Source organism: Coprothermobacter sp., assembly GCA_013824685.1.
Taxonomy (GTDB): domain Bacteria; phylum Caldisericota; class Caldisericia; order Cryosericales; family Cryosericaceae; genus Cryosericum.
Genome location: PNOG01000007.1, coordinates 15067 through 35163, shown reverse-complemented (window position 1 = coordinate 35163; position 20097 = coordinate 15067). Strand labels below are relative to the sequence as shown.

Sequence of the window (20097 nt, the reverse complement as noted above, 5' to 3'; positions counted from 1 at the left end):
CGGGTTCATCGCGGCCACGAGCAGAAAATGGGCAGGATACGTCAGGGTCTGACGCACGCGCGAAATGGTGACGGTACCGCTCTCGAGGGGCTGACGCAGGACCTCCAGGACATCCCTGTGGAACTCGGGCAGCTCGTCCATGAACAGGACACCCCGGTCCGCGAGCGAGATCTCGCCCGGGCGCGCCGTGGCTCCTCCGCCGATGACGGCAATGCTGGATGCCGTGTGGTGAGGGTGCCGGAACGGGCGCTGTTCTACCATGGACTGTCCGTCCATCAGCAGGCCGGCAGCGCTGTAGACAGTCGTGACCTCCAGAACCTCCTCGCGCATCATCGGTGGCATGATCCCCGGAAGACGTTCCGCAAGCATCGTCTTGCCCGACCCGGGCGAGCCGCTGAGCAGGATGTTGTGCCCTCCGGCCGCCGCAATCTCCATCGCCCTCTTCGCCGTCGCCTGGCCCTTGACGTCTGCGAAGTCCAGCGGTGAATCAACTGCTCCCGCAGGCGGCTCATAGGCTGGGACAATCTGGATGACCGGCCCCTCGACGAGTGCCTGTACGACTTCGCTGAGGCCGACAGAGGGCAGAAGGCGGGTTCCCTCGAGGAGGGCAAGCTCACCCACGTTCTGGTGTGGCACGACATAGGTGTGCGTCCCGTCTGCAGCAGCGAGACCGGCGACAGCGGGCAGGACTCCATGGACGGGCCGCAACGTCCCTTCGAGCGAGAGCTCACCGAGGAAGACGTAGCCGTCGAGCAAGGCGTCGAGCTGGCCCGACGCCTTGAGGATGCCGATGGCCACGGGGAGGTCGAAGAACGCTCCTTCCTTGCGAAGATCGGCCGGAGCGAGGTTCACCGTGATGCGGTGAACAGGAAAGTGGAAGCCGGCATTCCGGACGGCGCTCTTGACGCGCTCGCGCGCTTCCTGGACCGTCGCGTCCGGGAGGCCCACGATGGTGAACACAGGCAGGCCGTCGGCGATGTCGATCTCGACCTGCACGGGATAGGCCGTGAGGCCGACGACGCTAACACTCGCTACTGTCGCATACATCGTTTGCGCGTCGTTCGAGAATCGTCTTCAGGTTCGCGACATCATTGGGGAAGCTGAGCATGCGCACCGCTTCCGCCGCCTCGAAAAACGCACCCATCCTGAGCTCGCGGTTGACGGTCACCTGTGCATCCGTGGTCTCCATCTCAAACCAGTACACGATCTTCCGGTGGACTGCCTTGTCCATGTAGGAGTAGAAATGAAATGACGACATGCCCGCCTTTCCCTTGATGAGGGCGTGCAGTCCGGACTCCTCGAGGACCTCGCGGAGGGCTGCCTGCTCGTGGCTTTCTCCGAGTTCGACATGTCCCTTCGGGAAGACCCATACTCCCTTCAGGTTCTTGAGAACGAGCACCTTGTCACCGTTGAAGACAATGCCTCCAGCAGTGATCTCGGTGACCTCGCCCTTCTTGCGAGTCACGCCTGATCAGTCTGCCGTCAGGGCAGGGCTACGAACGTGTCCTCGTCGAAGTAGAGCTCGCGCGCCCATTCCACGCGCTCAGTGATGAGAGGACGCGGCTTCTTGACGGCCTCGACACGGAAGAAGGTCGAGTGATACCAGGCGAAGTCGGGCGCCTTGAGGGTAAAGGGGGACTCGGTGACGATACGGAAGCCTTTCTCGACGATGCGCTCGCCGGTCAGAAGATAGTTGTTGAAGTCACGGAGGATGTCCGTGATGACCAGGTTCATGCGGAGGAGGTCCTTCTCGACACCCATCCACTTGGCCAAGCCGGACTCGAAGTGCGAGATGCCGAAGTAGCCTGAGCAGCCCTTGCCTCTGAGAGCTTCACAGCAGCGCGAGTAGAAGAGTTTCATGCCCTCGACTGTCTCGACCGGGTCGGTGATGAAGACGTCAAACTTGCCCCTCAGCTGCTCGGGGACGGGATCGCGGGCATCATAGTCATAGACCTCGACATTGGTCCAGCCCTTCTCCTTGATAACCTTGCGGATGAACTTGTTGACGCGTCTGTCGATCTCTACGACGGTGATCCGCTTGCACTTGCCGGTCAGGGCAAGGCCGATGCTGAGGAGATCGTCGTCGCCGAGGATGAAGATGCTCTTGTTCTCAAGGTCGCCGCGCTCGTAGATGTAGGCGATGCGGTCGAGGTTCTTCGCAAGGGGGACCACGCCCTGGTCGAACTCAGCGGTGACCTCGGGACGTCCCTTCGCCAGTGCCTCAAACTCCGGCATGATCTCCTTGAGCCAGCCACGCGGCTTGACGCCCGTCGCGCTGCAGGTCGGGCACATCATGGACTCTTCCTTCTCGACGCCGTTCGTGCGAGCGTACTCCTTGCCGTCCTTCGTCACGGCGATGAGGTCGCCCTTCGCTTCGACATATCCTTTGATCTTGAGCGTCTTGAGTGCGTCGATGTAGCCACGGATGGCGTCGTCCTGCTTGCCCACCAGTTGCCAGAAACTGAGAGGCTGTTTCATCAGCGCCCGCAGCAGCTTCGCCTGTGTCCTGTCCATGTGTACCTCCAGAAGTAGAAATCTACAAATTATACGTGACGATGGTGCACAATGCAATAAAAGCCCCTCCTGCCCGACGTTTGTGCGCCGGACGGCCAGGGCATCTGGTTCTGCCCGGGCGAAACGTCAAGGCGCCGTGAAGAACGATCCCAGGATGGTCTGGAATCCGGGGGCAGCAGCGTTCAGCAGCAGCCCCACCTCCGCCGTGCACTGCAGCTGGTAGACACTGCCGCCGGACTGCAGGAGGCAGTATTCTGTCTGGCTCCCCGCACGCAGGGTGACAACGTGCTGATAGACGATACCGCCAACCGTTCTCGTTCCCGTTCCGCTGATGGTGAGACCCGGAAGCTTCTCCAGTTCTGCTCTGAGCTCCGTCAGATACGTCTGGACGGTACTGCCCTTGAGCGGGGCCACCTCAACCCGGACAAAGGGGCCGGCCGGAGAACGCACTTCGGCTGATGCCAGAGGTTCGGTCGAACCCTGGCTCTGGACGATCTGCCACGTGTTGGGATACTTGAAGCCGAATCCGCCCGCACTGTTCGTGTAGCTCAGGTCGACGGGAATCGCTACCAGCTGCACTGCGATGGTCGTCTGGATTCCCTTCACGACCTCGACCCCGGAACGCGCATACGTCTCGTACCCGCGCAGAGCAACCAGAATCGTGTGATGCCCCAGCGCGACGTCGACGGTCAGCGGGGTCTTTCCGGTCACGAGTTTCCCGTCGATCGTGACAACAGCTCCTGCAGGCGTCGACGTGATGCGGAGCGAGCCCTGCGCGACAGGGGGTGTTAGCGTCAGCGGAACGGCAAGCGACGCCTGTCCCCCCTTGGCGACACTGACGGTCCGGGTAGCGACGGCGTATCCAGCGAGCTTCAGCGAGACCGTATGACTGCCCGGTGCGACCACGATCGTTGCGGGCGTCAGTCTGCCAGTCTCCTTTTCGTCGAGGACGATGGCAGCTGAGCCTGGCGTGGACGTGACACGCAGGGTCGTCTCGACCTGCGTTGGGGGAGTCACCGGCGGCGTCCCGGGTTCGACTGGCGGCGTTGTCGCATCGAGCTCCTTCGTGAGAGCAACCTGAAGCGCCGACGTTGTTCCCGCGGTAACACTCGCGTTCTCTCGACCGTCCGCATAGCCGGTCAGGCGCAGAAGGACGGTATGGCTGCCCACCGCAACACCTGTCAGTGTGGCGGGAGTGGTCATCTTGCGATCAGTGCCGTCGAGGATGATGGATGCTCCGGGTGGCGTCGACGTAACGGCAAGCGCGCCCGTCGTGACGGTCTGGCCGGGGGGTGGTTTGACAGCCGTCCCGTCGGGGGGCAAGGAACCATTGTTGAAGGGTTTGGCAATCGCGACATACGCCAGGGCGGCCACGACCAGCGCGGCCACGATGATCGGTACAACCCGGCGCCGTCGTTGCGGTGGCAGAGGAACGGAACGCGAAACAAGAGGCTCGCCGGACGGCGGGGCAGCGGTCTCCCAGGAGAATCCCTCTGCGGGACGAGGAACGTCCGTAGTCCCGGAGACTCCCGCCAGTGGCACCACGTCGTCGGTGGAGGGACGCTCGCCGGTCTTCTCCTGGATATACAGCTCGCCCACCCCGACCGTGGGTACAGCAAGCAGTTCTGGATGAAGACTCGTATCGGAGTCCAGCTCTGGACCGTTTTCCCCTCCGGGTCCTGTCGGTTCCATCAGGGGTCGCTGCGGTGCCGGGAACCCTGCTTCTGCCAGCGCGTCGATCACGTCGCCGGGAGATGCGAACCGCTCGTCGGGGTCCCACTGCAGCAAGCCCGACAGCACAGGGTGCAGCTGCTTCGGGATGTTCCTCAGGAACTGCTCCATGTGAGCGGAACCCTCGAACGACAGAAACGAACGAACCTCTGCTGTGGAGGGCACGCGCCCTGTCAGCATCTCGTACAGCATCGTCCCCAGCGTGTACAAGTCGGTTCGAACATCGACGGCACGGCCCTCAGTCTGTTCCGGAGCCGCATACGCTACAGCCCTCTCTCCAAGGACGGGATCGAGAGCTCCCGACGCGGGCGCGGTACCGAAGCCTGTAACCTGGGCATCGCCGGATGGCGTGACGATGACGCCTGCGGGACGCAGCGCACCGTGGAATGGTATACCGCCGTACGCGACGGCCCCTTCGAGTGCAGAGGCGACGCATGAGCAGATCCACGCAGACTGAACCATGGGTAATGCCCCATGCTTGCGTTCCAGCTCGGCAAGCGTGGCCCCCTGCTGGCCAAACCGTGTCACCATGTAGCAGATGTCCTGTTCCTCGCCATAGTCTTCGATGGGCGCGACATACGGGTGTCCGGAACGACAGCCCATTTCCGCGGACCTGAGGAAGCGCCGCACGATGCCGGCATCTCGCGTGATGGGCGGTTCGAGGACGAGAGCTGTCACGACGGCGGACGTCGCAATTTCGCTGGCCAGACAGACCATGGCCATGCCGGACGTCCCTGCTTGCTCGTAGATCCTGTACCGCTGATGTAGAACAAGTCCTTTGAGTTCCACAGCGCACCCCTCCGGCCGGCGGAACAAGACACCGTCCCGTGCATGTATAGCGCCATGGCGCGCATTGTCAACCGTTCCGGGACGACGCTGTCAGATCTTCTCTTCGCTCAGAGACTGGAGTTCGTAGAGGCTCTGGTAGATGCCGCCCTGTGCGAGCAGTTCCTTATGTGTTCCGGATTCGCTGATACGCCCTTTCTGCACCACGAGGATGCGATCGACCGTGCGAATGGTCGACAGGCGGTGTGCGACGATAATGCTGGTACGACCCTTGAGGATCTTGCGTATGGCCGCTTGGATCACGGCCTCGGACTCGGTATCGATGTTGGAGGTGGCCTCATCAAGGATGAGCACGTTGGGATCAAAGTACAGCGCCCGGGCAAACGAGATGAGCTGCCGCTGGCCCGAGGAGAGGTTGTTTCCACGCTCGTACAGATGGTAGTGCAGACCTCCCTCCAGGTTCTTCACAAACCCCATGCCCAGGTAGTCGACGATCTCGTTCGCGCGCTGCTCGTCGGGATGCTCTTCAAACAGGGCGATGTTGTCCAGGACACTGCCGCTGAAGATAAACACGTCCTGCATGACAAACGCGACGCTGTGCCTCAGGAATTCAGCGGGCAGGGTCGCAACGTCCACGCCCCCGAGCAGCACATGTCCGCTGTCGACGTCGTAGAACCGCGGGACCAGCCCCGTGATGGACGTCTTCCCGGCACCCGTCGAGCCGACCAGTGCGACAGACCCGCCCTGTTCGACCTTGAAGGTGATCCCTTTGAGAATCTCCTCACCCTGGTTGTAGCTCAGGTGAACGTCCCGGAACTCGATCTCGAATGAAGAGGGAAGACGGCCGTCAAATGACTCGGGAGTATAGTCTTCCTCCGGCTCATCCATGACACGGAAGATCTTCTCGGCGGAGGCCATTGCCGACTGGATGGTGTCAAACTGCTCTGCAAGCTCCTGCACGGGGCGGAAGAAGATCGCCGCATAGAAGGTGAACGTGATGAGCGTTCCGAAGGACAGGGTGCCACCGAGGATGCGGTCTCCCCCGAAGTACAGGAGGAGGGCAATGGCGAACGTCGAGAGAGCGCCCACCAGCGGCCGGAAGATGCCGTTGAGATGGACCAGGCGCAGTCGGATACGCGTGAAGTCACGGTTGATGACGTCGAACTTGTCCTTCTCCTTCTCCTCGATCGCAAACAGCTGGACGATACGTACACCCTGCAGGCGCTCGGCGATGAATGCGTTGATGCGGGCAAGGCGTGTCCGCGCCATGCGGTGGGTATCGCGCATGGGGATGCGAAGCGTGGCGGTGATGACGATGACGGCTGCCAGCACGCCCACCAGGATCCACGTCAGGAATGCGTTCAGCGTGAACATCGTGACGAGGACGCCCACCAGCAGCAGCGAATCCTTGGCCAGATTGACCAGCGAGTTGACGTACATGTCGGCCAGCGCAGCGATGTCATTGGTGACCCGCGTCGTGAGACGACCAGACGGGGCCTTGTCGAAGTAGCTGAAGGGAAGACGCTCGATGTGCTGGAAGAGCTGGACGCGGATGTCGTACACCACTCGCTGACCCACGACCTCCAGCAGGAGCCTGTTGCCATACGCGACGACCAGCATGATCGCGACGACCACGAGGAAGATGAGGGACAGGCGTACTATGCCGGCCTTGTCCGCCGAGCGGAGCCACTCACGCTCTGTGGCGGGCAGACGCTGGAGGTCCTCCACGTTCATCAGGAAGGATCCTTCCGCAAAGGCGGGCACTGGCGCTGCGAAGAGCACGGGCGCCGTCTGGCTGGTGTACGCGGCCAGCGCCTCGGGTCCAAGCTGTGCAGCCTTGTCCGGGGTGATGACGTAGAACGAGACCTGGGTCCCGGCGAGGGAGCGGCCCAGGATACGTCCCGCATGAGCAAGCTCGGTCTTGTCATAGTAAGAGCGGCCATCCAGCGCGAACCGTGCGGTCGCGGGAACCAGACTGTCCACCAGCTTCGCGTCCTCAGCAGACTCCAGCCGGACGAATCTCGACGAGGTGGGATCGACGTACTGGTCGATGGCGCTGCGGACGATCAGAGGTTTCAGGATATCGCCTGCGTTCAGGACGCAGACCAGCACCAATGCCAGCAGCAGCAGCCAGGCCTGTGGCCTCGCAAAGTGCAGCAGGCGGCGCATCAGCGTCATGTCGAATGAACGCTCTTTGACTTCTTCCTGTGTGATCGGTTCGCTCATTCCTTCTCCACCTTGCGCTCCACCAGCTGTTTCCTGAAGATATGCCAGTACATGCCCTTCGCCCGCAGGAGATCGCTGTGCGTCCCCTCCTCCTCGACGTGTCCGTCGTGGAGCACCAGCACTTTGTCCATATGCCGCAGCGCAGAGATGCGGTTGCTGATGACGACGGTCGTCGGTGTTGTCTCGAAGTTTGCGATGTTGTCGAGGATATGCTTCTCGGTGTCGGCGTCCACGGCCGACAGGGCATCGTCCAGGACCAGGATGCGCGGCTTCTTGAGAATGGCGCGCGCGATGGTGACACGCTGCTTCTCACCACCGGACAGTGTGACACCGCGCTCGCCGACCACGGTACTGAACTCGTCCTGAAACTCCATGATGTTCTTGTAGATACCGGACAGCCTGGTCGCCTCCTGGACCTCTTCGGCACCAACCGGGAGGTCGGTCACGTTGATGTTTTCCTCGAGCGAGTCCGAGAACAGGAACACGTCCTGGGTCACAACGCCGATTGCCCGCCGCAGGTCCTTGACGCGGTAGTCGCGGACGTCATGGCCGTCGATCAGGACCCGTCCCGACGTCGTGTCATAGGCACGCGTCAGCAGTGAAACGACCGTCGTCTTGCCTGACCCGATGGGGCCGATGATACCGACTTTCTGCCCGGGCGTAACGTGGAAGCTGACGTCGTCGAGGATGCGTTTTCCCTCTCGTTCGAACGTCACGTGGTCAAACTCGATCTCCCCATGCATGTCGCCGAGCGTGAGGGCGTCAGGCCGCTCGAGGATGGTCGGCTGCATGTCGAGGATCTCGTTGATGCGGGCAAGGGAGGCCTGCCCCCTCTGGAACAGGTTGATGGCCCAGCCCAGCGCAAGCATCGGCCAGGCGAGCATGCCGATGTACGTGTTGAACGCCACCAGCCCTCCGATACTGAACTGTCCCCTTGTGACAAGCAGGCCGCCTGCCCACAGGAGGATCAGTGTGGCAATGGAACCGAGGAAGTCGATGAGGGGGAATGTCAGTCCCCAGACCGTCACGAGTCTGACATTGCGACGTTCGATGTCCATGGCTCGTTCCCGCAGGCCGCGCGTCGCAGCGTCCTCTCGGGTGAAGACCTTGATGACCCGGATGCCGGTCATGGCCTCCTGCACATAATCGCTCAGGGCGGAGAACGCGTCCTGCACGCGCTTGAACAGCCGGAATACGATGGGGCCCGAGCGCGTCACGACGAGCGCGATGAGCACGAGAGGCACCAGCGTCATCAGGGTCAGTGAGCGGTTGAAGCGGAACATGGCGATCAGTGTGAAGGTCGTCATGATGATGAAGTCCGAAATCATGAGCAGGCCGTCGCCCAGCGCCTCCCGCACGGCCTCGAGGTCGTTGGTCACGAGCGCCATCAGGTCTCCCGTCTTGTGCCGGTCGTGGAACTCGGCTGAAAGCGCCATGAACTTGGCAAAGAGGTTGCGGCGCATCTGCTCTTCAACCCGCCGGGCCGAACCCCACAGCAGATACCTCCAGAGATACCGCCCGATGGTCATCGCAACGACCAGGAGACCTATCTGGAGCAGCGCAGCGCCCAGCTCACGAGGGCCCGCCCTGAACACCGCCAGTTCGTCGATGACGCGTGCCGTTATCCCCGGGATGACCGTCTGTATGACGTCGACCGTGCCAAGAATGATGATGCCGCCGACATACTGCGGCCAATACGGCGATAGCGCAGGGCCAAGGTGTCTGAGCTTGTTCGTTCTTTTGGTTTCCGTACTAGTCATAACAGCACAGGATATTGGGCAATCAGCCCGTTGTCAACCACTGTGCCCCTTTCGAACCCCAGGCGGATACCACACATTGTCCACTTGTGCAGGAGCCTTTGCGGGGTACGCTGTCTGAGTGAACCTATGAGAACCCAAGCAGATTCGACTCTTCTCGACGCATACACGCGGCTGGCGGCCGCCTGGGGACCACAGCACTGGTGGCCCGGCGACACGCCGTTCGAGGTTGCCGTCGGCGCAGTGCTTACCCAGAACACGGCGTGGTCGAACGTCGAGAAAGCGATCACCTCGCTCAAAGCCGCGAATGCCATGACAGCTACTGGTCTACTTGCTCTCTCTGCGTCGGACCTCGAACAGGCTATCCAGCCCGCCGGTACCTACCGGGTCAAGGCGCGGTATCTCCGGATCCTCGCCCAGTGGGTCGCCCAGCGTACCTCAGGGGACCTGTCCCGTCTGGCGTCCGAAGATGCCGACGCTCTGCGCTGCGAGATGCTGGCTCTGCGTGGAGTGGGCCGGCAGACCGCAGACAGCATCTTGCTCTACGCGATCGGTAAGCCGGTCTTTGTCGTTGATGCTTACACGCGACGCATCGGATCCAGACTGCGCCTCCTGCCCGAAAACGCCACCTACGAGAGCGCACAACAGTACTTCATCGCGGGACTACCCGAAGACGTGCACCTGTTCAATGAGTTTCACGCCCTGTTGGTCCGTCTGGCTAAGGAACACTGCCGGGCGCGCCCAGTGTGTCTCGCCTGTCCACTGGAACGGCGCTGTCCCTCGGCGGACGCATCGTCCGCAACCCAACACGTCGTGAGCGTGCGGACCATGCCCGAAAGGAGATCCGTCCCATGACCTACCGTTACATCTACGGCCCCATTCCATCCAGGCGTCTGGGCCGGAGCCTCGGCATCAGCCCCATCCCCGACAAGACGTGCAACTTCAGCTGCATCTACTGCATGCTCGGGCGAACAGACCACCTGACGAACGAGCGCGAGGAGTACTTCAAGCTGGAGGACATCCTCGCCGAACTGGACGATGCACTCAGACACGTGTCGCCGCCGCCCGATCACATCTCGATCGTGGGCAACGGCGAGCCGACCCTCTACCTTCGCCTGGGGGACCTGATCCGGGGAGCGCGGAGGCTCAGCAGCATCCCCATCGCGGTCATCACCAACGGCGCGCTGTTGTCCGAACCTGCTGTGCGCGAAGCGCTGGCCGAAGCAGATATCGTCCTCACCTCGTTCAACGCCCCTACGGAGGAACTCTTCCGCCGCATCGACCGACCATGTCCGGGCATCGCGTTTGAGGCCATGAAACAGGGATTGCTGGACTTTGCCCACATGCGGAGGAGGGGCCAGCTCTGGGTGGACATGATGCTGCTCGAGGGCATCAACGACTCTCCGGAGACTCTGGACCAGACACGATGGGTCCTGCAGTCCGTCGGACCGGACCGCGTCTTCGTCGACACGCCCATCCGTCCTCCTGCCGAAGACTTCGCCCGTCCCATCACGCCCGAAGCACTGGTGCTTGCCGAGAAAGCGCTGGGAGGGGCACAGCCGTCGGGCTTCGACTTCGGCGCCTTCACTATCGCCGCCGGTACGGACCCGCTGGAGACGCTCGCCGGGGTCTGCAAGAGACATCCCATGCGCGAGGACCAGGCAATCGAGCTGCTCGTCAACTCCGGCATCGACCCATTGCCGGTCCTCGACGCTCTGCGTGCCGATCCACGCTTCAGGGTCGAGCGGTATGGCGGTCAGACGTTCTTCCTCGTCCGCGAGATGAATGGAGAATCGGGCCGATGATCCTCGGGGCACACGTGTCCATCGCGGGGGGAGTGGCAAACGCCCCTCAGAATGCCCTCGAGGCCACCTGCGAGACGCTTCAGATCTTCACCAAGAGCCAGCTTCAGTGGCAGGCACCACCCCTGTCACGGGACGAAATCGCCGGGTTCAAGCGCGGAATGAAACTGAATCACCTGGTCCCCGGAACGGTCCATGCCACCTACCTCGTCAACCTTGCCGCCCGCGACCCCGACCTTCTGGCCAAGTCCAGGGACTGCATGGTTAGCGACATCGGGAGGACGGAACACTTGGGCATCCCGTATCTCGTCGTCCATCCTGGGGCTCACCGTGGCCAAGGAGCCGAAAAGGGGATCGGGGTGGCAGCCAGGAGCCTTGACTACATCTTCCGGCATACCCGTGCACACCGTACCATGGTGCTGCTCGAAGCCACCACGGGCGCCGGTTCCGTCCTGGGCGGCACGTTCGAGGAACTCGCGGCCATACGCAGCCTGTGCCACTTCCCCGCACGCGTGGGCTTCTGCATCGATACGTGCCACATCTTCGGCGCAGGCTATGACATCCGCTCTCGAGAAGGGTACAACGCGACCATTCACGACCTGGACCGCGCCCTCGGCTTGAACAATGTCCGGGCGTTTCATCTCAACGATTCCAAGGGTGTGCTGGGTTCGAAGATCGACCGGCACGCAGAAATCGGACAGGGTGAGGTAGGCCTGGAACCGTTTCGTCTCCTGCTTGCCGACACGCGATTCAACAAGATCCCCGGCATTCTGGAGACGCCCGGAGGCGACGGCGCCTACGCCCACAACCTCGCCGTCCTGCGCTCCCTCATCCCCTCCCTATCAATTGTGAACCCCTTGGGGTCTGACCCCAAGGGGTTCACAATTGATCACACCACTGGGCGGCGGAAGACAAGTGGGGATACAAGCGGCGCAAGTGGGTCGTACGCATCGAGCTATCGACCGATCCTGACTTCAAAGGCTTCTGGGAGCGCCAGGGATACGGCAATGACGCAGAAGTCAATCCAAGCCCCGAATTCGATCCATAGGGCTTCAAGCGTTCTGGTGTCTCACGGGCACTGTTGCAAAAGAAGGACGTTCAACTATGATGAGGCCAGAGCACTTGACAGTCCTGCGTGCCTGGAGGGCTCCAAAACTGCGCAGCGACTGGCGGGAGTCAGACTTGAAAAGGAGGAGAAAGGATGAACGTATCGCTGGTGGTACATCGTGTTGGGACTGATTCAGCAAAGAACATCGAGCGAATGGACCTTGCTGTGACACAATCGGCAAAGGCGGGGGCACACCTTGTCCTGTTCTCGGAAGCTGCGACAACAGGACTGATCCTCAACAACGATCCCCGGCACGACCTGATGCTGGGAGAACCGGTACCTGGACCGGCGGTGGCTCATTTCGCCGACCTCGCCAAGTCCAGCCGCATCCACATCGCGTTCGGCATCCTTGAGCGGGACGGAGCGGCATTGTACGACACCGCCGTCCTGGTAGGTCCGAGCGGAGACATGCTCCTCAAGTACCGTCGCATCGATCCTCAGTGGCACGACCAGATGAGTGACTCCAAGCTCTATCGTGAGGGAACAGAATGCCCTGCAGTCGATACACCGATTGGTCGCTTTTCGTTTGCCATCTGCGGCGACCTGTTCAACGACACCGTCGCGCAACAGGTGCGTGAACAGCATCCGACCTATCTCCTCATGCCCTTCGCGCGCTGCTTCGACAGCGGCCTGTGTGACCAGAAACGGTGGGAGACCGAGGAGCGCCACATCTACATCGAGCGCGTCCAGAAGATGGCTGTCACCACGCTCATGACAAACTCGATCGGAGACAAGGACTTCGACGGAGGTTCGTTCGGAGGGGCCATGGTCGTCCACGCCAACGGGCGCATCACCCACTCACTCCACTTGGGAATGCCGGGAATAATCGTCGCGGCCATCTAGCAAAGCGACGTTACGGTTGCACTGGAAACGGCATTGAATGAGGACAGGCCCTCGTTGCGGCGAGGGCCTGTCCCATGATGAAACGGGGAGGAAATATGGAACAACAACAGTCAGGAACCCGCATCGGCAGGCGCGCGTTCATCTCGGCGGCACTCATCCTTCTCGTCCTCATGATCGGCGCGGGGATTCTGACGCGCCTTGTCCCGGCCGGTCAGTACCAGCGCATCGTGCAAGACGGGCGTGAGGTGCTCGACCCAACTTCCTTCAGTCCGACACAGGCGCACCCACTCCCTGTATGGAGGTGGTTCACGGCCCCGGTGGAGGTCCTTGGCAGCAGCGACGCCGTCATGGTCATCACGATCATCCTGTTCATCCTGCTCGTCGGCGGAAGTTTCGCCGTCCTGGACCATGCGGGTGTCATCCGTATGATCATCACACGCATCGTGACGAAGTTCCGTTCCCGCCGATATGTTTTGATTGCAGTCGTCTGTCTCTTCTTTATGGCCATGGGCGCCCTGCTGGGCATCTTCGAGGAGACGGTACCACTGATCCCCATCGTCGTCGCCCTGGCATGGTCCATGGGCTGGGATTCGCTCACAGGGCTCGGCATGAGCCTGCTCGCCACCGGTTTCGGGTTCAGTGCGGCGATCGCCAACCCCTTCAGCATTGGCGTTGCACAAGGCATTGCAGGACTGCCCCTGTTCTCGGGGGCATGGTTTCGCATTATCGTCTTCGCGGTCATATATGTCCTCGTAGCGTCATTCGTCATCCTGCATGCGCGCCGCGTCGAGCATGATGCCACGTCAAACCTGTCCTGGCCGGAGGAGCAGGTGGCTCGCGCGCGCTACCAGCAGTCATCCGACGGCCTCACGTCCGTGACGCCCCGCCGCGCTGTCACGTGGTCGATCTCGTGCCTCGGCGTCATGCTGGCCGTCGTCCTGCTGGGGCCGCTGGTCCCCGCCCTCCAGACCTATTCCCTGCCGATTATCGGCCTCGCCTTCGTGGCAGCAGGCCTGGGCGCCGGGCTCATGTCCGGCTTGGGAGCACGCGACACGTTCAGGACCTTCGTCTCCGGCCTGGCGGGCATGGCTCCCGGCATCCTGCTCATTCTGATGGCTATGAGCGTCAAGCACATCGTCGCCGAAGCGGGGATCATGGACACGATTCTCCACGGCGCGGCTGCGGGCATCGCGAAGACCTCACCTTCCGTCGCCAGCCTGCTCATCTACGCAGTGACCCTCGGGATGAACTTCTTCATCGGTTCCGCGTCAGCCAAAGCGTTCCTCATGATGCCCCTCCTGGCGCCGCTCGCAGACCTCGTCGGCCTCACGCGGCAGATCGCCGTCACTGCGTTTTGCTTTGGCGACGGCTTCAGCAACCTCATGTACCCGACAAACGCCGTCTTGCTGATCGGACTCGGACTGACCAGCGTATCGTATCCTCGCTGGTTCCGTTGGACGATCCTGCTTCAACTCGTGTCGCTGATCGTCACGGCTGCGTTCCTGCTGCTCGCCGTTTCACTGCGCTTTGGCCCCTTCTAGCCCCATGACATCACTGATTCCGCAGAGCTACGAGGCATCCCGCGAACGGTTCCGCTCCAGCCTCGGCCGCATTGCGGTCCGCTGGCCCTCCAGCCGGATCGAGACGCACATGCTCCACGCGGGTGAGGGCGATCTGAGCATCGACGTCCTGCACGCCCCGGCGACGCAGCAGGCACAGCACATACTGCTGGTGACAACCGGCGAACATGGCATCGAAGGGTTCGTCGGTTCGGCGATCATGGAGCTGGCGATCAGGGAGGTCCTCCCAACGCTTGACCCAGGGGCGACGTCACTATGTCTCGTCCATGCCATCAACCCGTGGGGCATGAAGCACGAGCAACGCACGAACGCGGCAAACGTCGATTTGAACCGCAACTTCGTCATGTCCTGGGACGCCGCCCCACGTTCCAGCGACGGCTATCGGAGCCTCCGGCACATCTTCCAGCCGAAAGGACCCATGCCTTCCGTCCGGTGGAATCGTCTGCTGCTCGCGAGTCAGCTGATGCGCCTCGCCCTGATGGGCAAGTCCGGCATGCTGCGTCAGGCACTGCTGGCAGGACAGTACGACGAGCCGGCAGGGCTCTATTACGGCGGCACCGACTGGCAGCCGGAGACGCAGGTCATGCGGCACCTGGTCGACGACTGTTTGAAAGCTGTACCCCATCTGGTGCACGTTGACCTGCACACGGGGTATGGACCCAGGGGCCGCATGAGCGTCGTCAACTCTGGGCTGGATCCGGTGCCCTCCACGCAGTGGGCGAAGCGCATCGACTACCCGAATGTCGTCATCGCCACCTCGCAGGAATTCTACCGCATCGAGGGCGACATGATCGACTACATGTACCGAACGCGCGAGGTCACGGCCCCGGCGACCGCGATGTATGCAACCTGCTTCGAGTTCGGATGCCTGGGCGATTCCCTCCTGGCTCAGATCGACAGCCTGTGGTGTGCCGTGGCGAGCAATCGCCTGCGCCAGCAGTATGTTGTCAGCGAAGCCATTGCAGACGAGGTTCGGAGACTCTGGCGTGAGGCCTATTGCCCGTCCGAACCGTCGTGGGAAGAGCACGCACACAGCAACGCCCTGCGCGCCTTCCGCGGCATCCTCCACGACCAAGGTCTGACCGCCTGACCCGAAGTGCTCCCACGAACACGGCTCGGTCTCATGGGTCCCGGATGGAGATAGGAAAGCCGTTGACACTACTTTTTATGGGACTTCCGGGACTCTCACGTCCCGGTCTTGACAAGAACAGCCACCGACCTATCCTGACGGTAGACAAGTGTAAGGTTCCTGTGGCAAGTACGGTGGAGACAGAAGGCACCATTGTCCAGGCAGTCAGGGATGTGATGAGGCTCGGGTTGGTGAGGTACTCAGCATCGGCGCAACAGCACAGAGGTCAGAGGTTATCATTCACACGCTGGTAGAATCCGTTGTGGCTTGCAGAGAGCGTTTCGTGCACCGCCTTCGATTGGAGGCAGCATGGACCAGACGATCCTGTTCGTCTTTCCTCGGCATAGCGACTTTGGGCGTCTCACAACTGCTGGTGACGTCCGCACTGCTGCGTCTGACCTTGCCAACATCCAGCGACTTCTCGAGGCAACCCCGGACGACCTGAGTCGGGAACTTGGATTTGTCGCTCAGCGCATCCTGACCGATGCGGCGTTTGCTGTCCGATACGAGTCACTGATCATGGCGCTGACCGACGACCGTGCGTTTGACGAGTGGGCTCTTCTCCGCCCCGCACTCGAGCCCGTCGAACTGGAGCACTTGCGTCTGCTGTACCATCACAACGTCTTCGAACTCTATGTCCTTCTTCAGGACCTCCTGTGTCCCGACAGCGCCGATCTCATGAACGCTCCGTCCGAGGAGGCACACTCATGAAGGCCCCGGTCCTGATCTCCGAGACCAGCCTGCTGCTTGACCCGCGGGACCTTGGCGGTCGTCGCGACGTCCGCGTCCTGGTTCAGGTTCACTGGGACAACGTCCGCGAGAGCCTGTTCCTGCGTGCCGGAACCCCGATTCACGGCTTCGATCCCACGCTGTGGGATGGATTTGTGGCAAAGGCCCTGCGCCTGGCGGACCTGTGGATACGCGACGGCTACGTCCATCAGGTCATGTGGTGGCACGGCGACAACCGTCTGCCGGCAGGATGGTTCGCCGTGTACTGCTTCCCGGCGGGTCCCAGACGTGTCCTCCTGGGTGTCATGCGATACCTTGGCACAGGAACCGAGGCGGACCCGTGCATCGGATCCACGTGTTTCTGCGAGAACCCATGGTGGCATCAGGGGGGAGACTACCTCAACTACCTGTTTCACCTCGGACCGGACGGTGAACGTCAGGCCGCGTGAGGAGACGAATGTACAGGACTGCCCTGTTCACGTTCGATCAGCCGCTCGGCAGTGATGCAGACCAGGCGGCCCAGACTGCCGACCGCCCCGAAACCGTGCGAGCCGTCCTCGCTGCCGGCGAGAGCGACATCCAGAGCGAACTCGACTTCATCGAGCGTTCCATCTGTGGCAACGCTCCTGCTGAACGGACTTATGCAATGTTCGTCGAACAGCTGGAGCGGCCCAGAGGCTGTGAAGCGGTGCTTGTGGCGTCAGGCGAGAAGTCTGCTGACGACCGCGCCTTGCTCCTGGACCACTACCTCGTGGTCGCCCACCGCATAGCACAGGGATTCCACGAGAGGGTACGGAAGCACAACACTTGAACCCTGTCCATTCAGCCGCTGGATTCACAGCGCCCAAGGCTGGACGCGATGTCCCTTTTCCACTATCATGGCAAGGATATGAAACAACTTGTCGGCCTGGCAGAAATGAGTCCCGTGTTCACGCTGATCCTCATCGTGGTCGTGGGCATCCTCCTTCGTCGGCTCCATGTCCTTTCGACGCAGGACGCCACCAGCATCCGCAAGTTCGTGTTCAATGTCTCCCTCCCCGCCCTCACGTTCATCAGCCTGTACAGCAACCCCATCCCGATGAAGGCGCTGTGGCTCATTCCGGGTGTCATCGTCATCCAGGCTGTCGGATACCTGACCTTCAGGCTCGTCCCCGTGCGCTATCGCGAAACGGTCTTCTCTGGATTCCTCGGGAATACCGGGTTCATGGGATACCCTGTGGTACAGACAATCCTCGGTCAGGAGGCATTGCCGCTTGCGGTCATCTATGAGCAAACGCATTCCTTCATGGCCCTAGGTATCTGGGTGCGCAAGAATGCCCGCAGTTTCGTCAATCCGCCCCTGGTCGCCATGCTCCTTGCCCTCATCCTCAAGCGAGTTGCGCTTCCACAGTTCTTCACCGATGCCTGCAAACTCGTGGGCAACTCGACGTCGCCCCTGGCCATGCTGTTCGTCGGGCTGAACGTGGAGCTGGACTTCAACTGGCGCGCTCTCATCGCGGCGGGGATCAAGCTCGCCCTCGTACCGGCGATGGCGCTGGCACTGACGCTTGTCCTGCCCGTCGCCGGAGACATCCGCAGCGCATTCATTATCCAGAGCGCCATGCCCACCATGGTTGCCAGCGTCGTGTACGGCGCTGAGATCGGCCTGGACGTCCAGAAACTGTCCCGGAACGTTGTCGTCTCGACTCTCCTGTTCCCGCTGACTATCTTCTTCTGGGCGCGTTTCCTCTAGAGAAGACGTCATGGACAAGGACGAGCAGCAGTTCGTCGCGTTCGCGCTGCAACATCCGGCGGCAGACGACCTCATCGCTGCCGTCCGGGATTCCCGCGTCGCTTGTGCGGACCCGGAGATTGCCTGCATGTCCGCAGCCAAGTGGCCAGCAATGACTCCCGGGTGATGCCATACACATATTGAAGCCTTTTGGGCACATAGATATACTTCTTATGGAGCAGCGTAGTCTGCCGTCACTCTGCAATGACAGGAGGAATGTATGGGAGTCACCATTCGTACAGCACGGCTTGCTGACCGCGAGCGGATCGTTGCCATCAGCTCCCAGATATGGGAAGGCGACGACTACGTTCCACACGTCATCGACGAATGGCTCCGCATGCGAGATTCCGAGGTGGCGGTTGCCGACTTGAACGGATCCGTTATCGCGTTCGCGCGCACGGTCAATCTGACCCCCGGCTACGTGTGGCTCGAGGGCATCCGCACCGATACGGCAGCCCAGGGGCGCGGCGCCGGCAAAGCGTTGACCGAGTACTTCATCGAAAAGGCCACCCGCGAGGGCGCGCAGCGCATCGGACTCTCGACGTACGTCGACAACCTTGCAAGTATCCACATCATCGAGCAGTACCGCTTTCAGCGTGTGGCATCGTTCATCCTGGCAGAGGCGAAGCTGGACTCCCCTGCCCGTGCCTGCGCAGAACTGTCGCCACTGGCCGCCGCAGTGCCCTTCGACGAGGCACGCGCGTGGATCCAGGGATCAGCATCCATCACAAAGAGCTGCGGTTTCCTCCCTCAGGGGTGGAAGTTCTGGCCGGTCGCTCGCCCCGACGTCGTCGCCTGGCCTGCCTTCGACAGGGCCGTCGGCCTTCGTGACAGCAACGGGTCACTGCGTAGCCTGTTCGTCGTCTGCCGTCCCGACCACGGGCCTGCCGAGGCCTCGATCGACTTCGCAGACGGGAGCCCGGAGGACCTGGACGTGCTCATCCGTCACGCACTTGCCCTCTATCCGGGAGCGAAGTACCTCCAGACGATGATTCCGGCCGGTCAGTCCGTCCACACGAACCTGCTTGAGACGGTGACGGGACTCGAATTCGACGTCTGGCGACACGGCGAACCGGACGTATTCGTCTACGAGCGCGCGGTCGAACAGCCGCGCTAGTCGACTGGGAACGCCGGGACAGCCATATCTGTTCCACGGTCTCAGCCACTTATGAGAAGGAGACCAGAATGCTGGTAGAAGTGAAGGACCTCACCAAACGCTTCGGCAAGCTGACCGCCGTGGACGGCGTGCACTTCAGCATTCCCGCGGGCGAGGCGTTCGGCCTGCTGGGACCCAACGGGGCCGGCAAGACCACGACCGTCTCCATGATGTGCGGCCTGGTCGTGCCCTCCAGTGGAGACGTCGTCATCGACGGGCACAGCATCCTCCGTGACCCGATGGCGGTCCGCCGCTTGATCGGCGTCGTGCCGCAGGACATCGCACTGTACCCGACGCTGTCGGCCCGGGAAAACCTGACATTCTTCGCGCGCATGCAGGACGTCCCTGCAAGCATGCTTGCGTCTCGGGTCGACGCCGTCCTCGACATCGTCCAGCTGGCCGACCGCCAGAAGGACCGCATCGAGACATACTCGGGCGGCATGAAGCGCCGCATCAACATCGCAGTCGGTCTCCTCAATCAGCCCAAGCTGCTGATCCTCGACGAGCCGACCGTCGGCGTGGACCCGCAGTCACGCAACAGCATCCTGGCAACTCTGAAGGAGCTCAACCACCAAGGTATGACGCTGCTGTACACAAGTCACTACATGGAAGAGGTCGAGTTCCTGTGCACACATATCGCGATCATCGACCATGGCAAGGTCATTGCGGATGGCACGCAGAAAGACCTGCGGCTTCAGGCCGGCAACAAGGACATTATCAGCGTACAGCTCGTCCGGGAGGCTGACGGCGCGGTCCGCGACCGCCTTGCGGCACTGCCGGGAGTTGACACCGTCGAACTCCGCGACAAGACGATCCACATCGCAACGGACCAGGGCCGATCATTGCTCGCCGGCATCATCTCCACGCTCGACGACGCAGGCTGTCCCGTGTCGACCATCGACGTGAAGGAGCCAAACCTGGAAGACCTGTTCCTCAACCTCACAGGGACCAGCTTGAGGGACTGA

General features: G+C 61.8%; 17 protein-coding genes and 1 pseudogene. 12 read left to right on the top strand and 6 right to left on the bottom strand.

Annotation, left to right across the window (positions count from 1 at the left end; genetic code table 11):
* The 6 genes from C0398_02000 to C0398_01975 form a co-directional block, all read right to left on the bottom strand.
* The coding region (locus tag C0398_02000) for a hypothetical protein (protein ID MBA4364763.1) at window positions 1-1047 on the bottom strand (1047 nt) is incomplete at its 3' end.
* Complete coding sequence (locus C0398_01995) at window positions 1022-1465, bottom strand: hypothetical protein (protein ID MBA4364762.1); 444 nt, start codon at window positions 1463-1465, stop codon at window positions 1022-1024. The genes C0398_02000 and C0398_01995, both read right to left, overlap by 26 nt.
* A gap of 17 nt (window positions 1466-1482) precedes the next feature.
* Entirely contained in the window at window positions 1483-2514 is a 1032-nt protein-coding gene (locus C0398_01990; protein MBA4364761.1) for a putative methyltransferase, read from the bottom strand.
* A gap of 126 nt (window positions 2515-2640) precedes the next feature.
* Window positions 2641-5034, bottom strand: a complete 2394-nt coding sequence (locus C0398_01985) for a hypothetical protein (protein ID MBA4364760.1) — start codon at window positions 5032-5034, stop codon at window positions 2641-2643.
* A gap of 90 nt (window positions 5035-5124) precedes the next feature.
* A complete protein-coding gene (locus tag C0398_01980; protein MBA4364759.1) occupies window positions 5125-7257 on the bottom strand; it encodes an ABC transporter ATP-binding protein in 2133 nt (710 codons plus the stop codon).
* Window positions 7254-9017, bottom strand: coding sequence for an ABC transporter ATP-binding protein (locus C0398_01975; protein MBA4364758.1), 1764 nt, complete (start codon window positions 9015-9017; stop codon window positions 7254-7256). The genes C0398_01980 and C0398_01975 overlap by 4 nt, the downstream gene beginning before the upstream one ends.
* Window positions 9018-9143: 126 nt before the next feature.
* On the opposite strand from C0398_01975, the gene C0398_01970 reads away from it, so the two are divergent.
* The 12 genes and pseudogenes from C0398_01970 to C0398_01915 all read left to right on the top strand — a co-directional run bounded on the left by C0398_01970 (window position 9144) and on the right by C0398_01915 (window position 20097).
* Complete coding sequence (locus tag C0398_01970) at window positions 9144-9869, top strand: endonuclease (protein MBA4364757.1); 726 nt, start codon at window positions 9144-9146, stop codon at window positions 9867-9869.
* Entirely contained in the window at window positions 9866-10819 is a 954-nt protein-coding gene (locus C0398_01965; GenBank protein MBA4364756.1) for a radical SAM protein, read from the top strand. The genes C0398_01970 and C0398_01965 overlap by 4 nt, the downstream gene beginning before the upstream one ends.
* A pseudogene (locus C0398_01960) lies at window positions 10441-11640 on the top strand (hypothetical protein). Before C0398_01965 ends, C0398_01960 begins: the two are co-directional and overlap by 379 nt.
* 377 nt (window positions 11641-12017) lie before the next feature.
* Window positions 12018-12767, top strand: coding sequence for a carbon-nitrogen hydrolase family protein (locus C0398_01955; protein ID MBA4364755.1), 750 nt, complete (start codon window positions 12018-12020; stop codon window positions 12765-12767).
* A gap of 74 nt (window positions 12768-12841) precedes the next feature.
* The gene (locus tag C0398_01950; GenBank protein MBA4364754.1) at window positions 12842-14308 is read left to right on the top strand and encodes a hypothetical protein; all 1467 of its coding nucleotides are present in this window, start codon (window positions 12842-12844) and stop codon (window positions 14306-14308) included.
* A 4-nt stretch (window positions 14309-14312) separates the two neighbouring features.
* Window positions 14313-15437 (top strand): hypothetical protein, encoded by a 1125-nt coding sequence (locus tag C0398_01945; protein MBA4364753.1) that lies wholly within the window; start codon window positions 14313-14315, stop codon window positions 15435-15437.
* A 348-nt stretch (window positions 15438-15785) separates the two neighbouring features.
* A complete protein-coding gene (locus C0398_01940; GenBank protein MBA4364752.1) occupies window positions 15786-16187 on the top strand; it encodes a hypothetical protein in 402 nt (133 codons plus the stop codon).
* On the top strand, window positions 16184-16654 hold the full coding sequence (locus C0398_01935) for a hypothetical protein (GenBank protein MBA4364751.1): 471 nt from the start codon (window positions 16184-16186) through the stop codon (window positions 16652-16654). The genes C0398_01940 and C0398_01935 overlap by 4 nt, the downstream gene beginning before the upstream one ends.
* A gap of 8 nt (window positions 16655-16662) precedes the next feature.
* Window positions 16663-17016: a hypothetical protein gene (locus C0398_01930; GenBank protein ID MBA4364750.1), complete on the top strand. Its 354-nt coding sequence runs from the start codon at window positions 16663-16665 to the stop codon at window positions 17014-17016.
* 48 nt (window positions 17017-17064) lie between these two features.
* Window positions 17065-17937 (top strand): hypothetical protein, encoded by an 873-nt coding sequence (locus C0398_01925; GenBank protein ID MBA4364749.1) that lies wholly within the window; start codon window positions 17065-17067, stop codon window positions 17935-17937.
* Between the two features lie 259 nt (window positions 17938-18196).
* A complete protein-coding gene (locus C0398_01920) occupies window positions 18197-19093 on the top strand; it encodes a hypothetical protein (GenBank protein MBA4364748.1) in 897 nt (298 codons plus the stop codon).
* Window positions 19094-19161: 68 nt separating this feature from the next.
* A complete protein-coding gene (locus C0398_01915) occupies window positions 19162-20097 on the top strand; it encodes an export ABC transporter ATP-binding protein (protein ID MBA4364747.1) in 936 nt (311 codons plus the stop codon).

Coding starts and splice junctions, on each gene's coding strand:
- C0398_01990 (MBA4364761.1), bottom strand. CDS start 2,514: ATGGACAGGACACAGGCGAAGCTGCTGCGGGCGCTGATGAAACAGCCT.
- C0398_01980 (MBA4364759.1), bottom strand. CDS start 7,257: ATGAGCGAACCGATCACACAGGAAGAAGTCAAAGAGCGTTCATTCGAC.
- C0398_01975 (MBA4364758.1), bottom strand. CDS start 9,017: ATGACTAGTACGGAAACCAAAAGAACGAACAAGCTCAGACACCTTGGC.
- C0398_01970 (MBA4364757.1), top strand. CDS start 9,144: ATGAGAACCCAAGCAGATTCGACTCTTCTCGACGCATACACGCGGCTG.
- C0398_01965 (MBA4364756.1), top strand. CDS start 9,866: ATGACCTACCGTTACATCTACGGCCCCATTCCATCCAGGCGTCTGGGC.
- C0398_01955 (MBA4364755.1), top strand. CDS start 12,018: ATGAACGTATCGCTGGTGGTACATCGTGTTGGGACTGATTCAGCAAAG.
- C0398_01950 (MBA4364754.1), top strand. CDS start 12,842: ATGATGAAACGGGGAGGAAATATGGAACAACAACAGTCAGGAACCCGC.
- C0398_01945 (MBA4364753.1), top strand. CDS start 14,313: ATGACATCACTGATTCCGCAGAGCTACGAGGCATCCCGCGAACGGTTC.
- C0398_01940 (MBA4364752.1), top strand. CDS start 15,786: ATGGACCAGACGATCCTGTTCGTCTTTCCTCGGCATAGCGACTTTGGG.
- C0398_01935 (MBA4364751.1), top strand. CDS start 16,184: ATGAAGGCCCCGGTCCTGATCTCCGAGACCAGCCTGCTGCTTGACCCG.
- C0398_01930 (MBA4364750.1), top strand. CDS start 16,663: ATGTACAGGACTGCCCTGTTCACGTTCGATCAGCCGCTCGGCAGTGAT.
- C0398_01925 (MBA4364749.1), top strand. CDS start 17,065: ATGTCCCTTTTCCACTATCATGGCAAGGATATGAAACAACTTGTCGGC.
- C0398_01920 (MBA4364748.1), top strand. CDS start 18,197: ATGGGAGTCACCATTCGTACAGCACGGCTTGCTGACCGCGAGCGGATC.
- C0398_01915 (MBA4364747.1), top strand. CDS start 19,162: ATGCTGGTAGAAGTGAAGGACCTCACCAAACGCTTCGGCAAGCTGACC.